The organism is Saccharopolyspora sp. NPDC045941, assembly GCF_056431445.1.
The window spans coordinates 26,694-41,143 of sequence record NZ_JBWKKU010000003.1; the positions used below are offsets into that span (position 1 = coordinate 26,694).

A 14,450-nucleotide genomic window follows, 5' to 3' on the forward strand; every position below is an offset into this window, starting at 1 on the left:
ATTCCGGCTGTGGATCTGCGCAGATCGGAACCCCACCGGTGGTTTCGCCGGTGGGGTTCCGATGCTGGTGTCCAGGCCGGGGGCAGGACGGCGCACATCGGGGCGGCCGCGGCGGGCCGATGCCGTCATGCCCTGTTGCTGGCTCGCTGCCGGAAGTCGGCGGCGGTGACCCCGGCGTCCGCGAGGTGCGGCCAGCGCGGCTCGTCGCCCTTCGGATCGTCACCGAGGATCGTCACGCGGTGCCCGACGCGGCGCTCGGTGTAGTCGTTGACGGCGTAGTGCTGGGTGGCCCTGTTGTCCCACATGGCGATCGCGCCCGGCCGCCAGCCGAACCGGCAGATGTTCTCCGGGCGCTCCGCCACGGTGAAGAGGTGTTCGAGCAGCACATCGCTTTCCGCCCGGCGCAGCTGCGGGATGTTCATGGTGAACATCCGGTTCACGTACAGCGATCGCCTGCCGGTCACCGGATGCACGCGCACCACCGGGTGCTCGGCCTCGAAGGAGGTGCCGTTCGGGTGCGTGAAGGCATGCACGGCCGTCAGCCCGTCCAGGAAATCCCGGAGCGGCGCGGAGAGGGCCTCGTAGGCCAGGTACTGGTTGCTCCACATCGTGTCGCCGCCGCGCGGCGGGCACTGCACGATCTGCAGGATGGACGCGACCGGCGGATTCGCCTGGAAGGTCACGTCGGTGTGCCAGACGTCGGCCTTCGCGCCCTGATCGGAGTCGAGCACCACGATCTCCTGGTGTCCGTCCAATTTGGGCAGGAACGGGTGCACCTCCAGTTCGCCCAGAAAGCGGCCGAAGTTCTTGTGCGCCTCGGCGGAGAGCGGATCGGCCTCCGGGAAGAACAGCACGAGATTCTCCATGAGCAGATCGTGCAACTGCGCGAAGGATTCCTCGGTCAGCTCCTCCAGATCCAGGCCGCGCACCTCGGCACCCAGTGCACCGGAGACGGGACGTACGTCGATATCGTTGCTCGCCATTGGACGGTCACCTCATTTTCCCGTTGTATCAGCATATTCCTGGCATGCTTGCGCGAGCCCGCACCGGGGAATCCGATGCGACTCTCCGCGTGATCGCGGTCGTTGACGCGACGACCGGCGGCCGGTAAGGATGGGAAGACGGAGGCGGTCGGGTCTTCAATTCGAAGGGAAACAGGTGTCCATGGATTCCGCGGAATCTCAAGATGCTGTCACCGAGACGAGTCTCGAACTGGCCAGACTCATCGATCTGGCAACACCTTTCGCCATTCGCGTCGCGGTGACGCTGCGGTTGCCCGAGCTGGTGTCCGGGGGCACGACCGAACTCGGTCCGCTCGCGACCGCCACGGGGGCACACCGGGAATCCCTGGCGCGGCTGCTGCGCCACCTCGTCCACATCGGACTGTTCGCCGAGACCGAGCCGGGCAACTACGGACTGACGGCATTGTCCCGGCAGCTGCTCTCCGGGGACGGCAAGTGGTTGCGGGACTGGCTCGACCTGGAGGGGCCGGGCACCCGGATGGACCTGGCGTTCAGCGGCATGCTGCACTCCATCCGCACCGGCAAGTCGGCCTACGGCACGGTGCACGGCACCCCGTTCTGGGACGACTACCAAGGGAACGACGACCTTCGGCGCTTCTTCGGCGGCGTCATGGCCGCCTACGCCTGGCAGACCGGACCGGTGCTGGCCGCGGAGTTCGACTGGACGCGGACGCGGACCGTCATCGACGTCGGCGGCGGGCACGGCGCCCTGCTCGCCGAGGTCGTCCGGGCCAATCCGCACCTCGGCGGCGAGGTGCTCGATCTGCCGGCGGTCGCCCCGGAGGCCGGGCAGTTCTTGACCGAGGCGGGCGTGGCAGGGCAGATCTCGTTCGTGCCGGGCAGTTTCTTCGACCCGCTGCCGCCCGGCCGGGACGTCTACCTGGTCTCCCGCGTGCTCACGGACTGGAACGACGAGGACGCGGTGCGGATTCTGCGGCGCTGCGCCGAAGCCGCCGGCGACAGCAGCCGGGTACTGGTCGTGGAAGTTCTGGCCGGCGACGACCACGCCAAGCAGAACACCTCCTTCGACCTGCAGTCCCTGGTGCTGCTGGGCGGCCAGGAACGCAGCGTCGCGGACTTCGAGGCGCTGGTCGGCAAGGCGGGGCTGAGCCTGACCGAGACCCGCACCTGGCCCGGTGGCCTCGTCGTCGTGGAGTGCAGCACGCGGTGACGCCCCTGGCCCGGCGCCGGTCCTCATGCCCATCCGGGCCGGCGCCGGGCCAGCGGATCCGGCAGCAACCCGAGCTGGCAGAGCCGGTCGAACGGCGAAAGCCGGTGCAGGCCGAGACCGGCCAGGTTGTGCATGACGGTGAAGCTGAGCCGCTGGTTGGCGCCGGTGTTCCGCAGCGCCCGCCGGCCGATCGTGCGGCCCACCCACGACAGGTCGGTCAGCATGCGCGCGGCGTTGTGGCTGATCTTGCCGATCTGGCGCAGTTCAGGCAGGCGTCGGCGCTGGTACTCGCGCAACGCGATGTCCACATCGGACTCTTCGAGGGATACCTCGGCGAGGCAGGTGCTCAGGGCGTGGGCGTCGTAGATGGCGCTGTTCATGCCTTGCGCCGCCATCGGATGCACCGAATGGGCCGCTTCGCCGACCAGAGCCATGCCGGGCGCGGACAGGCCGTCGGCGACGAACCGGGCCACCGGAAGCGTTTGCCGGTGGTGCAGACTGCCCAGCAACTGGTCCTCGAACGTCGCCAGATCGGGCAGTTCCGCGATCAGCGCGTCACCCCAGCGCCGCATCGCGTCGTGCTCCATGCCCCGGAGCTCGTCCGGTTCCACCTGGACGTAGAGCCGGATCCGGTCCCCGGGCAGCGGATAGCGCATTCGCAGACCGCGGTCGGTGACATAAGCGGTCACCTCCGCGGCCGCGCCGGGCACGTCGGGGATGTCGAGGGCGACCAGCCGGTGCGGGTAGTCCATCCGGTTCGCGTCGATGCCCGCCGCACGCCGGAGCCGCGATGAAACGCCGTCGGCCGCGATCACCAGCGGTGCGCGGATTTCGTGCGCACCTCCGCCTTCCCGCACGGTCACTCCGGTGATACGTCCGGTGTCGTCGCGAACGGCCTCGCGGACCGTCACACCGCGGCGAAGCCCGACGGTCTCCGGCAGGCTTTCAGCGAGCGCGCCCAGGATCGACTCGTGGTCGGCCGACAGCAGCCAGTTGGTCGCGTCCGGCAACTGCGTGTAGTCCAGCGACATCCGGGCGTCGCCCCGGCCCTCGCAGGCGACCAGCGCGGAAAGCCGTACCGAGCCTTGACGTTCCAGACGTTCGGTGACTCCCCACGCATCCAGGATCTTCAACGCCCCGGGCTGCAGCACCTCGCCCTTCGGTATCCGGGGCACCCTCGGTTGCTTCTCGACGACCACGACCCGCAGCCCCAGCGAGCCGAGCGCATGTCCGGCGGCCAGGCCGCCCACACCCGCCCCGCAGACCACGACGTCCGCACGCTCGGTGCCGACTTCCTCGAAAGCGGGAGAGCTCATGTCGGCTGGGTCTCCTTGTCGTCAGCGGCGATTTCGTGTTTCGACCGCATCACGGCCTGGGTCCACAGGCTGAAGACCAGCACCAGGACGAGCAGCGAGCCGACCGTGAACGCGGGGACGGTGCGAGCGAGGACCGCGCCGGCGAGAACGAGGCGTTCGGCGACCAGGAACTCATGTGCCCGCAACGCACGAGCCTGGCTCAGCGTCGGCGCCAGCCACAGCAGCGGCAGCACCGCGACCAGGCCGACGCAGGCCGCTACAGCGAGCAGCACCGGGTAGCCGGGCCGGTGCTGCAGCAACATGCCGAATGCGGCGGTGACGATCGCCGAGACGTACAGAACCGCGGTCAGCCGGGTGGCGTAGCGCATCCCGTATCGCACGGGCACCGACCGGTAACCGGCGGCACGATCGCCGTCCACGTCGCGGAGCGTGCCGACCAGATTGGACGCCGCGTCGTGCAGCAGGAAGACCACGGAGAACACGACTGCCGGCCAACCGGGCAGCGGATCCACGACCATGGCGCCGATCAGGAAGGCCAGCGCGGTGATCAGGCCGCGCACCAAGTTCCCGGAGAGACCACGGGCCTTGCAGAACCTGCTGTAGGCCACGATTCCGCCCAGTGCCACGACCACCAGCAGCAGCGTCCGCCAGTTCGCCCAGGTCAGCAGCGCCGCCGCACCGACCGCGAACCCGATGCCGCAGGTGAGCGCGGTCCCGGCCGGCAGCCTTCCGGACGGGATGGGGCGCTGCGGTTTCGCGACCCGGTCCAGCTCCCGGTCGAAGTAGTCACCGAGGTAGTGCCCGGACAGCCAGCCGAACGCGGGCCCGCAGCCGGCGATGACGAACTCGGCGAGCCCGGCCGCGCCGCCGACACCGGCCCCCGCGACGCCCACGAGCACCGGATAGCAAAGCGTGTACGGCCGGCAGGTCTGCACGTGCGCCCACAGGCTTCGGCGCGCTCGCTCCCATCGGTCGCGCATGGCTACCGGTTCCGGTCGATGGACAGATCGGCGATGGCCAGCATCTGCTCGACCGCCGCCGTCCCCGGCAGGTCCGCGATGCTCTCGCGGGCCCAGGCGATCTCTTCCGCGGCACGCGCCCGGCTGAGGTCCAGCGCTCCGGTGGTGATCAGGAGCTCTCGCATGAGCCGGTGCGAATCCGCGACCGGCAGCCGGCCCGACAACGCCTCGGCGAACCGGCGCCGGTCGCCGTCCCCGGCGGCCTGGTAGCCGACGAGCACCGGGAAGGTGGGGCGCAGATTGGCCACGTCGCTGGTGGCCGGCTTGCCCGTCGTCGGGGAATCGGCCAGGTAGGGCAGCAGATCGTCGAAGATCTGGAAGCCCACGCCGAGATGCTCGGCGTACCGGGTGACGGCGTCGGCGTGTTCGGCGGTGGCGCCGCCGAGGATCGCCCCGGCCCGGCAGGCGCCCCGGAACAGCGCGCCGGTCTTGAGCGCCACCATTTCCTGGTAGTCGCCGACCGGGCAGTTCAGGTCGCCGGCCATGCCGGCTTCCCGGACCTGCCCCCGGCACACATCGGATCCCGCGGTGGACAGCACCCGGGCCGCTTCGAGCACGGCGGCCGGCTGCACGGCCGTGCATTCGAGGAGTGCGCTGGTCATGTTCAGGATCAGGAAATCGCCCGTGACCAGCGCGTCGGGCATGCCGTAGTGGGCGTGCACGGTGGGCCGGCCACGGCGCAGGTCGTCATCGTCGATGATGTCGTCGTGCACCAGCGTGGCCACGTGCAGGTATTCCACCGCAAGGGCGGCCGGTAGCAGCTGTGCACTGTCGCCGCCGGTGGCATCCGCCGAGGTGAGCAGCAGCATCGGTCGCAGCATTTTGCCGGGCGCCAGCAGTGCGTAGCCGGCCATCTGGTCGGTCCGCTCGGCGACCGCCGACCACCTTTTCCGCAACTCGCGGTTGAGCAGCCCGATCAGTTCCGGGGAGCCGAATCCGGTGGGCACCGCGTAGGTTTCGGTGTTGGTCATGTCAGGCGCGCTCGACGGAAACCGACTGCCGCGCCGGGGAGTCGCCGCCCGGCGGTTCGTCGCCGTGCAGGAAACGCCGGGTGAGTTCGAGCAGTGCGTCGTTGGCCTCGGGGGTGCCGACCGTCACCCGGACCCCGGCGCCGCCGGCGAGCGTCCGCACCTCGATGCCACCGGCCGCGCAGAAGCGGACGAACGACTCGTTCGCCTCGCCAAGCGTCAGCCAGTGGAAGTTGCCATGGCTGTGAGGCACCTCCAGGCCGAGCGCGAGCAACCGCTCGTGCACCCGGTCGCGTTCGGCGGCGACTTCGGCGCACTGCCTTCGCATCACCTCCTCGGCGCGCAGCGCGGCGATCGCGGCATCCTGTGCCACGGTGCTGACCCGGAAGAAGTACGAGCCGGGCCGGAGTCCGGTGACCACTGCCTCGTCGGCGATCAGGTAACCGACCCGGAGCCCGAGCAGCCCGTGGGACTTGGAGAAGGTGCGCACCACGCAGACGCGCGGATCTTCGGCGGCGAGCCGGATGCCGTCGGCGATCGCGGATCGATCGGCGAAATCGGCGTACGCCTCGTCGATCAGCACGAGGACGCCGGCGGGCAGGCGGTCCAGGAACGCCCGCATCTCGGCCTCGCCGAACACGGTTCCGGTCGGGTTGTTCGGGTTGCACAGCAGCACGACCTTGGTCCGCTCGGTGACGGCGTCGGCCATCGCAGCCAGGTCGTGAACGTCCTCCCGGAGCGCTACCGGCACCGCCGTGGCACCCGCATTGCCCACCAGCAGCGGATACATCTCGAACGACGGCCACGCGTGCACGACCTCGCCGCCGCCCGCGAAGGCGGTGAGGAACTGCTGCAGGAGCGCCCCCGAGCCGGGGCCGACGAACACCTGCGCGGAATCCAGCCCGAAATGTCCGGCGATCGCCCGCGTCAACCCGGTGGACATCGCGTCGAGCGTCAGGTTGACCCGACCGGCTCCGTCCACAATGGCCTCGTGCACTCCGGGCAAGGGCGCCGCGAAATTCTCGTTCAGGGACAATTGGTGCCGGATGGTAGTCACAGGCTGATCTCCGTTCATGACGTGCACACGTTCTCACCGCGCAAGCGGAATCCGGTCGCGGCCGATGGGGCGGCGAAAGGCGAACAGGCTTGACCGAAACGAGGAAGACCGGGATTCGGGCCGGGTGGATCGGAGGATCGGCCGGCCGGGAAACGGCTGCGCGATTAGTCCGCGGGCTCCCGCCTGAACCGCGGCGCGGGCTCGTGGCGCGTGCCGTCGAGCAGCACCGCGTCCGGATGTGGATCGTTCGGTAGGCGTGCGTCGCGGACAGGGGACCCGTGGCCTGCGATCTCCAAGTTCACTCCTTCGGCAAGGGAATCCTTCACCAGGAAGCCCCGCCCGTCCCGGACACCTCTTCCTGCCAGGGCGATGCGGGGAACAGGCGGCCGACGCCCTGTTCCGGCGCGGACCAGAGCGCATCCGGCTCTTCGTCGAGGACTTGTGATATTGATCTTGATTACGTCAGACCGGACGCCATCGTGTCAACGGGTCCACGCCGAGAATGGCGCGAATGGGCAAAGGGTGTTGCCCGAAAGCGCCTGAAGTCCATCAAGTTGACGATGCCCTGACTACGGCGCATCGCGGGTGGGCGGCGGCAGACCGGCGCGGCATGTGCGAAATCGCCGGTATACTACTGAAAAGCGGGTTCCGCGTGCTCCAGTACCCGGACTCTCCGGTCTCGATCTGGCTCCTTGCAGACACACGGGGCGAAGACCTGGTCGATCCAGGGATGATCGAGTACGGTGAAGCACGCGCGAAATCGGTTAGCGGACAACGCATTTCGCCCGGGATCCGCGGCCGGTATCCGCGACTACGACGCCGACGACCTGCCTGATCAACAGGTCGTCACCTGGTCGGCGGTTGTGGCGGGTGCGCGCACAGGTGCGGGTGCCCACCGGTTCGGAGAGGTCCTTTCCGGGCCGCCGTGCCCCGCCACGAGATGCCGAGTACCACGACTGGGCTGGAGGAATCCGCATGACGACGGTGCAGGCCGACCCCGATCCGTTCACGGACGCGCTCGACGAGGCGATCCGTGAGGGCGCGGAGGCGCTGTTCCTCGCTCAGCGTGCCGACGGCGTGTTCGACTACAGCGAGGACAATCTGACCTCGACGCTGGGGACGGTCGGTGCGCTGTCCGCGCTGCATTACGCCGATCCGGACGGCAGTGCGGACTTGATCGCGGCGGGCGCGGGGTGGCTCAGGCGAACGCAGAACGCCGATGGCGGCTGGGCGATGGTTCCCGGCCTGTCCAGCGAGGCCGGGCCGACGGCCGTCGGCTCGGCCGTGCTCCACCTGGTCGACCCGGTGGGCAGCTCCGAGTCGGTGGCGGCCGGGCAGCGCTGGATGACGGATTTCGGCGGCCTGGATGCGATCCCGCACCCCGAGGTCGTCTCGTGGTGCCGGCAGTACTACGGCTTCGTCGGCTGGCTGGCTCCCGAGGAAATGCGCCGCTTCCCGCTGGAGGTGGCGCTGTCGCCGGGCCTGTACCGCAGGCTGTTCGACCTGCGCGTGCCGATGGCGTTCGCGCTCGGCCTCGCCCAGGCCCGGCACAAGCCCCTCACCCGCTTCCAGCGGGTGCTGGCCCGGCTGGGGAAGCCGAACGCGCTGACGGCGATCCGGCAGGTCTACGAGCACGAGGGCTCGACCGGGGCCTGGTGCGAGAACGCCTGGGTCACCGGTCTGGTCTGCACCGGTCTGGCCCGCGCGGAGCTGGCGCCGGACATGGTCGAAGCCGCGGTCAAGTGGTTTCGCCGGACGATGGACCCCGACGGCTGGTGGCAGACCGGGCCGCTCGACGCGGCGTGGACGATGTACGCCGCGCGCGGTCTTGCCGAGGCCGGTTACGCCGACGACCCGAGGCTGGCCGCGTCGGCCGAGCTGTTCGTGCGCCTCCAGCAGCATCGCCCGTTCCTCGCGTTCGGGTGCCCACCGGGCTACTGGGGCTGGGCGGGCACCGAGGGCTGGCCGTCGACCTTGGAGACGAGCGAGATCCTTTCCGTGCTGTGCCGGCTGCCCGGCGGAGGGCAGGCCAGGGCGATCGAGCGCGGTGTCGACTGGCTGACCCGGTTGCAGGACACCCGCGGCTCCTGGGGACTCTGCGTGCGCAACACCAAGGTCGCCAACAGCGGGCCGTGCCCGATGACCACCGTGCAGGCCGTCGACGCGCTGCTCGACGCGGGTGTCCCGGCGGATGACCGCCGGGTTCGCCGCGCGCTGCGCTGGCTCGCCAAGGTCCAGTTGCCGGACGGCGCCTTCGAATCGGTGTGGTACCGGCACCACACGATGGCTACCGCCGCCGTGCTCGAAACCTTCTCCAAAGCCGGGTTGGCGGACGACGGAGCGGCCCGCCGGGCGAGGGCATGGCTGGAACGCGCCCGGCTGTCCGACGGTTCGTGGGGCGACGGGGCTGGTGCGTCCGCCACCGTCGAAGAGACCGGCTGGGCGATCTCGGGCCTGCTGGCCTCGGGCGCCGATCCGGCTCACGTGCGTCCCGGGGTGGACTGGTTGCTGGAGAGGCGGACGCCCGGCGGTGGGTGGCCGGCGGAGAGCGTCCACGAGTACGTGCGCTACGTGAGCCGATACAGCAATCCCGCGTTCACGCAGGGCATGGCCCTTCGCGCGCTCGGCCGCTACCGGGATGCGGTGCGCTGACCCCGCGCGTCTGCTTCCGCAGGTGTTCCGGCATCGCCGTACCCCACGCTCCAAGGAACGGAGAACCCCATGACAGGTGCGACGCAAGAGGATTCCTTCACCGAGCACTACTGGCGAGACCCGCACGCGGCGCTCGCCGGGACGCGCGAGACCTGTCCCGTCCGCGAGGTCGACTTCGAGGGTGGGCGGACCTGGCTGGTCACCCGCTACGAAGACGTCCGGGCGGGGCTCGCCGACGAGCGGCTGGCGAAGGACTGGCGGTCCAGTCTGCCCGCCGAGGAACGCGCGTCCGCGCCGCCTGGGCTGCCCGCCCCGATGTCGCACATGCTGACCTCGCTCGACCCGCCTGAGCACACCCGGCTGCGAAGCCTGGTCACCCAGGCGTTCACCGCTCGCCGGATCGCCAGGCTGCGCCCGCGCGTCGAGTCCGTCGCCGGGGAACTGCTGGCGGCTCTGCCCGAGGACGAACCGGTCGATCTCGTGGCGCGGTACGCGATCGTGCTGCCGATGGTGGTGATCAGCGAACTGCTCGGCGTTCCCGAGATCGATCGTGACGAGTTCGCGCGCCTGTCCACCGTCCTCATCGACGAATGCCCCGAGCCCGAGCTGGAGCGCGCCTCCGCCCAGATGGCCACCTACCTGGAGGGGCTGGTCGCGGCCAAGCGCGCCGCGCCCGACGATGCACTGCTCTCCGCGCTGATCTCGGCGTCCGACGAGGGTGACCGGCTCTCCGACCTGGAGATCGTGGCGATGGCCATGCTGCTGCTGATGGCGGGCCACGAGACCACCGCGGTGTTCATCACCAACAGCGTCCGCGCCCTGGTGGCCGACGACTCCGCGCGCGAGCGACTCGCCAGGCCCGAGTCGGCGCCGTCGCTGATCGAGGAGCTGCTGCGCTGGCTCTCGCCGGCCCTCAACGCCTCATTGCGGTTCGCCACCGAAGACCTGGAGATCGGCGGGGTCGCGATCCCCAGGGGCGCATCGGTCACCCTGTCCACGGGTGCGGCCAACCGCGACCCGGCGCGGTTCGGGGATCCGGACGTGCTGAACCCGGACCGCAACACCACCGGCCACCTCGCCTTCGGCTACGGCATCCACCGATGCCTGGGTGCCGCCCTGGTCCGGCTGGAGGGCGAGGTCGGGCTGGCCGCCCTGTTCAACCGCTTCCCGCGACTGCGCATCGTGGCCGACCCGGCAGAGCTGACCTACCGCCGCAGCGTCCACGTGCACGCCCCGCGCACGTTGCCGGTGGTGCTCGGGGGCTGAGGCGCGTGACGTGGTGGCCCGGAGCAGTGGGGCACCACGTTTTCCGCCACGAACATGATCCTGCGGAGATCCCGCGCGTCGGTCAGCGCACGGGAACAGTTGCCCGGCGGATCATCCGGTCAGAAGACCGACCATCCGGTCATCGTGGTGAAGTGATCGAGCGCGGCCACACCGGCCACGGAGTTGCCGCGCTTGTCCAGCCCCGGGCTCCACACCGCGATCGCGCACCGGCCCGGCACGATCGCGAGGATCCCGCCGCCGACCCCGCTCTTGCCCGGGACGCCGACCCGGTAGGCGAAATCCCCGGCGGCGTCGTAGGTCCCGCAGGTGAGCATGATCGCGTTGATCCGCTTGGCCTGCCTGCTGGCGACCAGCTGCGAACCGTCGCGGCGGACACCGTGCGCGGCGAGGAACAGCCCCGCCAGGGCCAGGTCGCGGCAGCTCATCTCGATCGAGCACTGCCGGACGTAGTGGTCGAGCACGGTCGCCACCGGGTTGCGCATGTTGCCGTAGGACGCCATGAAGTGGGTCAGGGCCAGATTGCGGTCAGCGTGGGCGGCTTCGGAGGCGGCGACCTCCTCGTCGACCCGCAGAGCCGGGTTGCCGCTTTCGGCGCGCAGGAACGCGAGCAGCTCCCCGGTGGCGTCGCCGGCCAGGGAGATCAGCTCATCGGTGACCGTCAGCGCGCCCGCGTTGATGAAGGGGTTCCTGGGAATCCCGCGTTCGTGCTCCAACTGGACCAGCGAGTTGAAGGCACTGCCCGACGGCTCCCGGCCGACGCGCTGCCAGAGCGCCTCATCGCTGCGGGCCAGGACGAGGGCGAGGGTGAAGACCTTCGAGATGCTCTGCATCGAGAACGGCGTCTCCCAGTCGCCGACCCCGTGGACGCCGCCGTCGAGATCGGCGAGCGCGATCCCGAAGTGGCCGGGGTCGACTCGCGCGAGCGCCGGGATGTAATCCGCGACCGTTCCGGCCCCGCGCAGCGGGGCGACCTCGTCCGCGATCCGTTCGAGCAACTGACTCAATTCCACGGAGGACCATCATGTCACCGCCGCGACCGGTCCCCTACCCGCGGTGGCCGTTCCCGATCATTCTCCCGCGCCACAAGCTGATCGTGCCGTCCGAGGGCTTCATGCCGCGCTGCGCCCCGACCGCATCGATCATCCGAACCCGACGACCGGTCGCGCCGTCCTGGACAGTCCACAAAGGTCTCGATCAACGAGGACCGGCAGGTGCCCGCCCGGTGATCCCGCAGTTTCAATTGAAACTGCGGGATCACCGCCGTCCGCACGGCGTGAGGTTCCCGCAACGGCCGGGTCGGCAGTGCCGGCTCGGCGGCAAGATCCACCGGCGGGCACAGAGCGCCGGGCAAGTCAAGCCGCGCATTGCACGAAGGGCCGTGAGATTTAGCGCACCTGGACCACGGAACGGCGCGGGTGTGCCAGGGTCTGGCCTCATGCTGATTGCTGAGCTCGCCACGTGGATCTCCGCCGGCCTGGCGATCGTGGCCGTCGGGCTCGCGGCCTGGCAGCTCTGGCTGGCCCGCCGCGCGGCCCGCGAAGCACTGGAACGAGCGGAGGCGATGCGCCGCCTGGCGGCGGCCGTGGAGAACAACGCCGCCAAGGCGGCCGGGTCCGCGCAAGCCGCACGCGCGCAGGCCGAACGTGCCTGGGAGCAGGTGAAGCTGTCCGACCGGCAGCTCGAAGAGGCGAAGCAGGAGCGCCGGACCGCCACCCAGACGGAACAGTGGGAGTGGGCCTACGCGGTGACCACGGTCGCCCGGGAGCTGGTCGACACGGGCCAGGAACTGATCCGCAGCGCCCTGGACACCCAGGTGGCCCCGCACCACCGCGTCGCCGCGGAGCGCTACTACCGCCAGACCACCCGGCGCTGGCAGGAAACGATGATCAAGGCGGTGACGCGAACGTCCCCGCCGCTGGAAGTGCAGCAGCAGTTCGTGACGTTCTCCGACGTGCACCAACGCCTCCACGGCCACCTCGGAGTGCTGTTGCGGGCGGTCGAAACGAGCACGCTGGCCGAAGGCGACGCGCTGACCAAGCAGATCCTGGGCCTGCGCCACGAGCTCAACAACGCGCACCGGAACCTGCAGCGAACGGTCAGCGCGAGCCTGACCGCCCCGGACAGCCCGACCCAGCAGATCGCCGCCACACCCGGCAGCTAGACCGCCCTCGCGTCAGCGCCCTTCGAGGAGCGCCCTGAGCGCGCCGGCGAACTGCGCGGGGCGTTCGATGGGCCCGAGATGGCCACCGGGGAACTCGTTCAGCGGCAGTCCGAGCCCGGTGGCGAGGGCCGCGGCGGCCCGGTGGGGAAGCTGGCCCCGGGAGTCGATGCCGGCGACGGGAACCAGCCGCGGGCCCACCGCGCCGAGCGCGGCGAGGTCGACCTCAGCGGTCGTGAACGGGATCAGGATGTGCTCCAGGAACAGCGGTTGGAGCTCGCCGAGCCGGGAGAACAGCTCCAGCAGTTCCGGGGTGGGCGGTTCGGGGAGGGTCTCGGCGTAGCCGTCGAGCCAGTCGCCGGGGTGGCGCAGTTCCGGGGAGTCCGTGCCGGGTTCCGGAGCCGTCATGGTCTCGGTCATGAGCCGGCCCGCTTCGTCCATCCCCAGGGTGCGCGCGGCCGTCCGGACCGCTTCGAGCTCGTCCCGGTAGCGTCCGGCGTCCGGCAGCAGGCCGAGCACCGGGGGCTCGTGGACGACCGCGAGGCGAAGGCGCTCGGGGTGGCGGGTCAGCAGTTCGAGGGTGGTGATGGCGCTGGAACTGAAGGCGAACACGGTCGGCGGCTCGTCGAAGAGCGCCTCGATCAGGCCGAGCGTGTCCTCGGCGTAGACCTTCGGGTGCTGGTCGCCGTGCTCGGTGCCCGGCCGCGCCGAGGCCATCCGGCTGGACATGGTGACGACGCGGTAGCGGTCGGCCAGGTGCGCGGCGATGCCGTCGAGGGTGCCGGCGTGGCCGGCGCCGCCGGGCAGGAGCAGCAGCGGGGGGCCGTCGCCGCAGTCGCGGTAGTCGATGGGAGTGCCGTCGATGTTGAGCGTTCCGGTACGGATGGGTTTCTCCTAATCAGCGTTTTTCATCCTGATCGGCCCGCAGCCGCGGGTCGCAAAGCTGCACGTCGATGGGGCGCCGCATGCGCCGCAGGCGCATAACCCACCTACGACACGTGCACCGCCGCGGGCTCTCAGAGGTTTCCTGGCGAGGACGGCCCCTCAGCCGTGTATTTGGACACACATAAGGAAGGGCGCCCAATGGAAAGGGTTCTAGATCCTCGACCAGTTGGTCAGGGTGTGGTGGAGCGTGTCGACCGCCCGCCGCCATGAGACGTCGAGGCTGTGGTCGGCGGTGAAGCCGCCGGTGGCCTCCAGGTCGCTGAAGCCGTGCAAGGTGCTGCGCAGCAACCGGACCGCGTCGGTGGCGTCGGGTTCGGAGAGGTCGTAGCCGCGCAGCAGCGCGTAGCAGACCTCGATGATGCGAGCCACGCCTGCCGATGCGGCGAGCCCCTCGGACGACACCGGGTACCGGGTGGCCGCGTAGCGGCCCGGATGCCCGGTCGCCATGGCCCGGTAGGCGTCGGCGAAGGCGATCAGGGCGTCGTGACGGGACCGTCCCGCCACGGCCGCGCCCAGCGCGTCGGCCCATTCGGTGAGCGCGAGCAGCGCCACGCGCTCCTGCAGGTCGGCGAGGCCCCGGATGTGGGTGTACAGGCTGGCGTCGCGGACGCCGAAGCGCTTCGCGAGCGCCGCCAGCGTCAGATTCTCGAAGCCGATCTCGTCGGCGAGATCGGCGGCGGCGGACACCAGCGCGTCCGGAGTGATCCTCTCACGCGGCATCAGGTTTCCTAACCTCCCTAGGATTGAACCTAATATACACAGGAAAAGGGAGAATACAACTAGGACGCTGCCCGCGGGACGGCGGCGACGGGCGGCCATCGGCGGAGCGTGCGGCGCACCCGGGCGCCGGGCGTG

At 70.2% G+C, this 14,450-nt stretch carries 12 protein-coding genes; 4 read left to right on the forward strand and 8 right to left on the reverse strand.

Features of this window, described 5'->3' with window-relative positions:
- Window positions 1-125 precede the first annotated feature (125 nt).
- The gene (locus tag AC07FN_RS03235) at window positions 126-983 is read right to left on the reverse strand and encodes a TauD/TfdA dioxygenase family protein (RefSeq protein WP_478394112.1); all 858 of its coding nucleotides are present in this window, start codon (window positions 981-983) and stop codon (window positions 126-128) included.
- A gap of 181 nt (window positions 984-1,164) precedes the next feature.
- Between AC07FN_RS03235 and AC07FN_RS03240 the strand changes: the two genes are divergently transcribed.
- Window positions 1,165-2,193, forward strand: coding sequence for a methyltransferase (locus AC07FN_RS03240; RefSeq protein WP_478394113.1), 1,029 nt, complete (start codon window positions 1,165-1,167; stop codon window positions 2,191-2,193).
- 23 nt (window positions 2,194-2,216) lie between these two features.
- Here AC07FN_RS03240 and AC07FN_RS03245 read toward each other — a convergent pair whose 3' ends face one another.
- The 4 genes from AC07FN_RS03245 to AC07FN_RS03260 are packed head-to-tail and all read right to left on the reverse strand — an operon-like array spanning window position 2,217 to window position 6,532.
- Entirely contained in the window at window positions 2,217-3,509 is a 1,293-nt protein-coding gene (locus AC07FN_RS03245; RefSeq protein ID WP_478394114.1) for an FAD-dependent oxidoreductase, read from the reverse strand.
- On the reverse strand, window positions 3,506-4,489 hold the full coding sequence (locus AC07FN_RS03250) for a UbiA family prenyltransferase (protein ID WP_478394115.1): 984 nt from the start codon (window positions 4,487-4,489) through the stop codon (window positions 3,506-3,508). Before AC07FN_RS03250 ends, AC07FN_RS03245 begins: the two co-directional genes overlap by 4 nt.
- Before the next feature lie 2 nt (window positions 4,490-4,491).
- Complete coding sequence (locus AC07FN_RS03255; RefSeq protein WP_478394116.1) at window positions 4,492-5,499, reverse strand: polyprenyl synthetase family protein; 1,008 nt, start codon at window positions 5,497-5,499, stop codon at window positions 4,492-4,494.
- A 1-nt stretch (window position 5,500) separates the two neighbouring features.
- Window positions 5,501-6,532 carry an aminotransferase class I/II-fold pyridoxal phosphate-dependent enzyme gene (locus tag AC07FN_RS03260; protein WP_478394117.1) on the reverse strand — a complete coding sequence of 344 codons (1,032 nt, stop codon included), beginning with the start codon at window positions 6,530-6,532 and terminating at the stop codon, window positions 5,501-5,503.
- A gap of 996 nt (window positions 6,533-7,528) precedes the next feature.
- Between AC07FN_RS03260 and AC07FN_RS03265 the strand changes: the two genes are divergently transcribed.
- Together AC07FN_RS03265 and AC07FN_RS03270 are read left to right on the forward strand one after the other, a co-directional pair.
- Window positions 7,529-9,205, forward strand: coding sequence for a prenyltransferase/squalene oxidase repeat-containing protein (locus AC07FN_RS03265; RefSeq protein ID WP_478394118.1), 1,677 nt, complete (start codon window positions 7,529-7,531; stop codon window positions 9,203-9,205).
- 69 nt (window positions 9,206-9,274) lie between these two features.
- Window positions 9,275-10,471 carry a cytochrome P450 family protein gene (locus tag AC07FN_RS03270; RefSeq protein WP_478394119.1) on the forward strand — a complete coding sequence of 399 codons (1,197 nt, stop codon included), beginning with the start codon at window positions 9,275-9,277 and terminating at the stop codon, window positions 10,469-10,471.
- 119 nt (window positions 10,472-10,590) lie between these two features.
- On the opposite strand, the gene AC07FN_RS03275 is transcribed toward AC07FN_RS03270, so the two are convergent.
- Window positions 10,591-11,502 (reverse strand): glutaminase, encoded by a 912-nt coding sequence (locus tag AC07FN_RS03275; RefSeq protein WP_478394120.1) that lies wholly within the window; start codon window positions 11,500-11,502, stop codon window positions 10,591-10,593.
- A gap of 425 nt (window positions 11,503-11,927) precedes the next feature.
- Here AC07FN_RS03275 and AC07FN_RS03280 point away from each other — a divergent pair, with 425 nt between their 5' ends.
- Window positions 11,928-12,653, forward strand: coding sequence for a hypothetical protein (locus AC07FN_RS03280; RefSeq protein WP_478394121.1), 726 nt, complete (start codon window positions 11,928-11,930; stop codon window positions 12,651-12,653).
- Window positions 12,654-12,665: 12 nt separating this feature from the next.
- Here the strand turns inward: AC07FN_RS03280 and AC07FN_RS03285 are convergent, their stop codons facing one another.
- Both AC07FN_RS03285 and AC07FN_RS03290 read right to left on the reverse strand, forming a co-directional pair.
- Window positions 12,666-13,379 (reverse strand): alpha/beta fold hydrolase, encoded by a 714-nt coding sequence (locus tag AC07FN_RS03285; protein ID WP_478394122.1) that lies wholly within the window; start codon window positions 13,377-13,379, stop codon window positions 12,666-12,668.
- 366 nt (window positions 13,380-13,745) lie between these two features.
- Complete coding sequence (locus AC07FN_RS03290; protein WP_478394123.1) at window positions 13,746-14,315, reverse strand: TetR/AcrR family transcriptional regulator; 570 nt, start codon at window positions 14,313-14,315, stop codon at window positions 13,746-13,748.
- Between the last annotated feature and the right edge of the window lie 135 nt (window positions 14,316-14,450).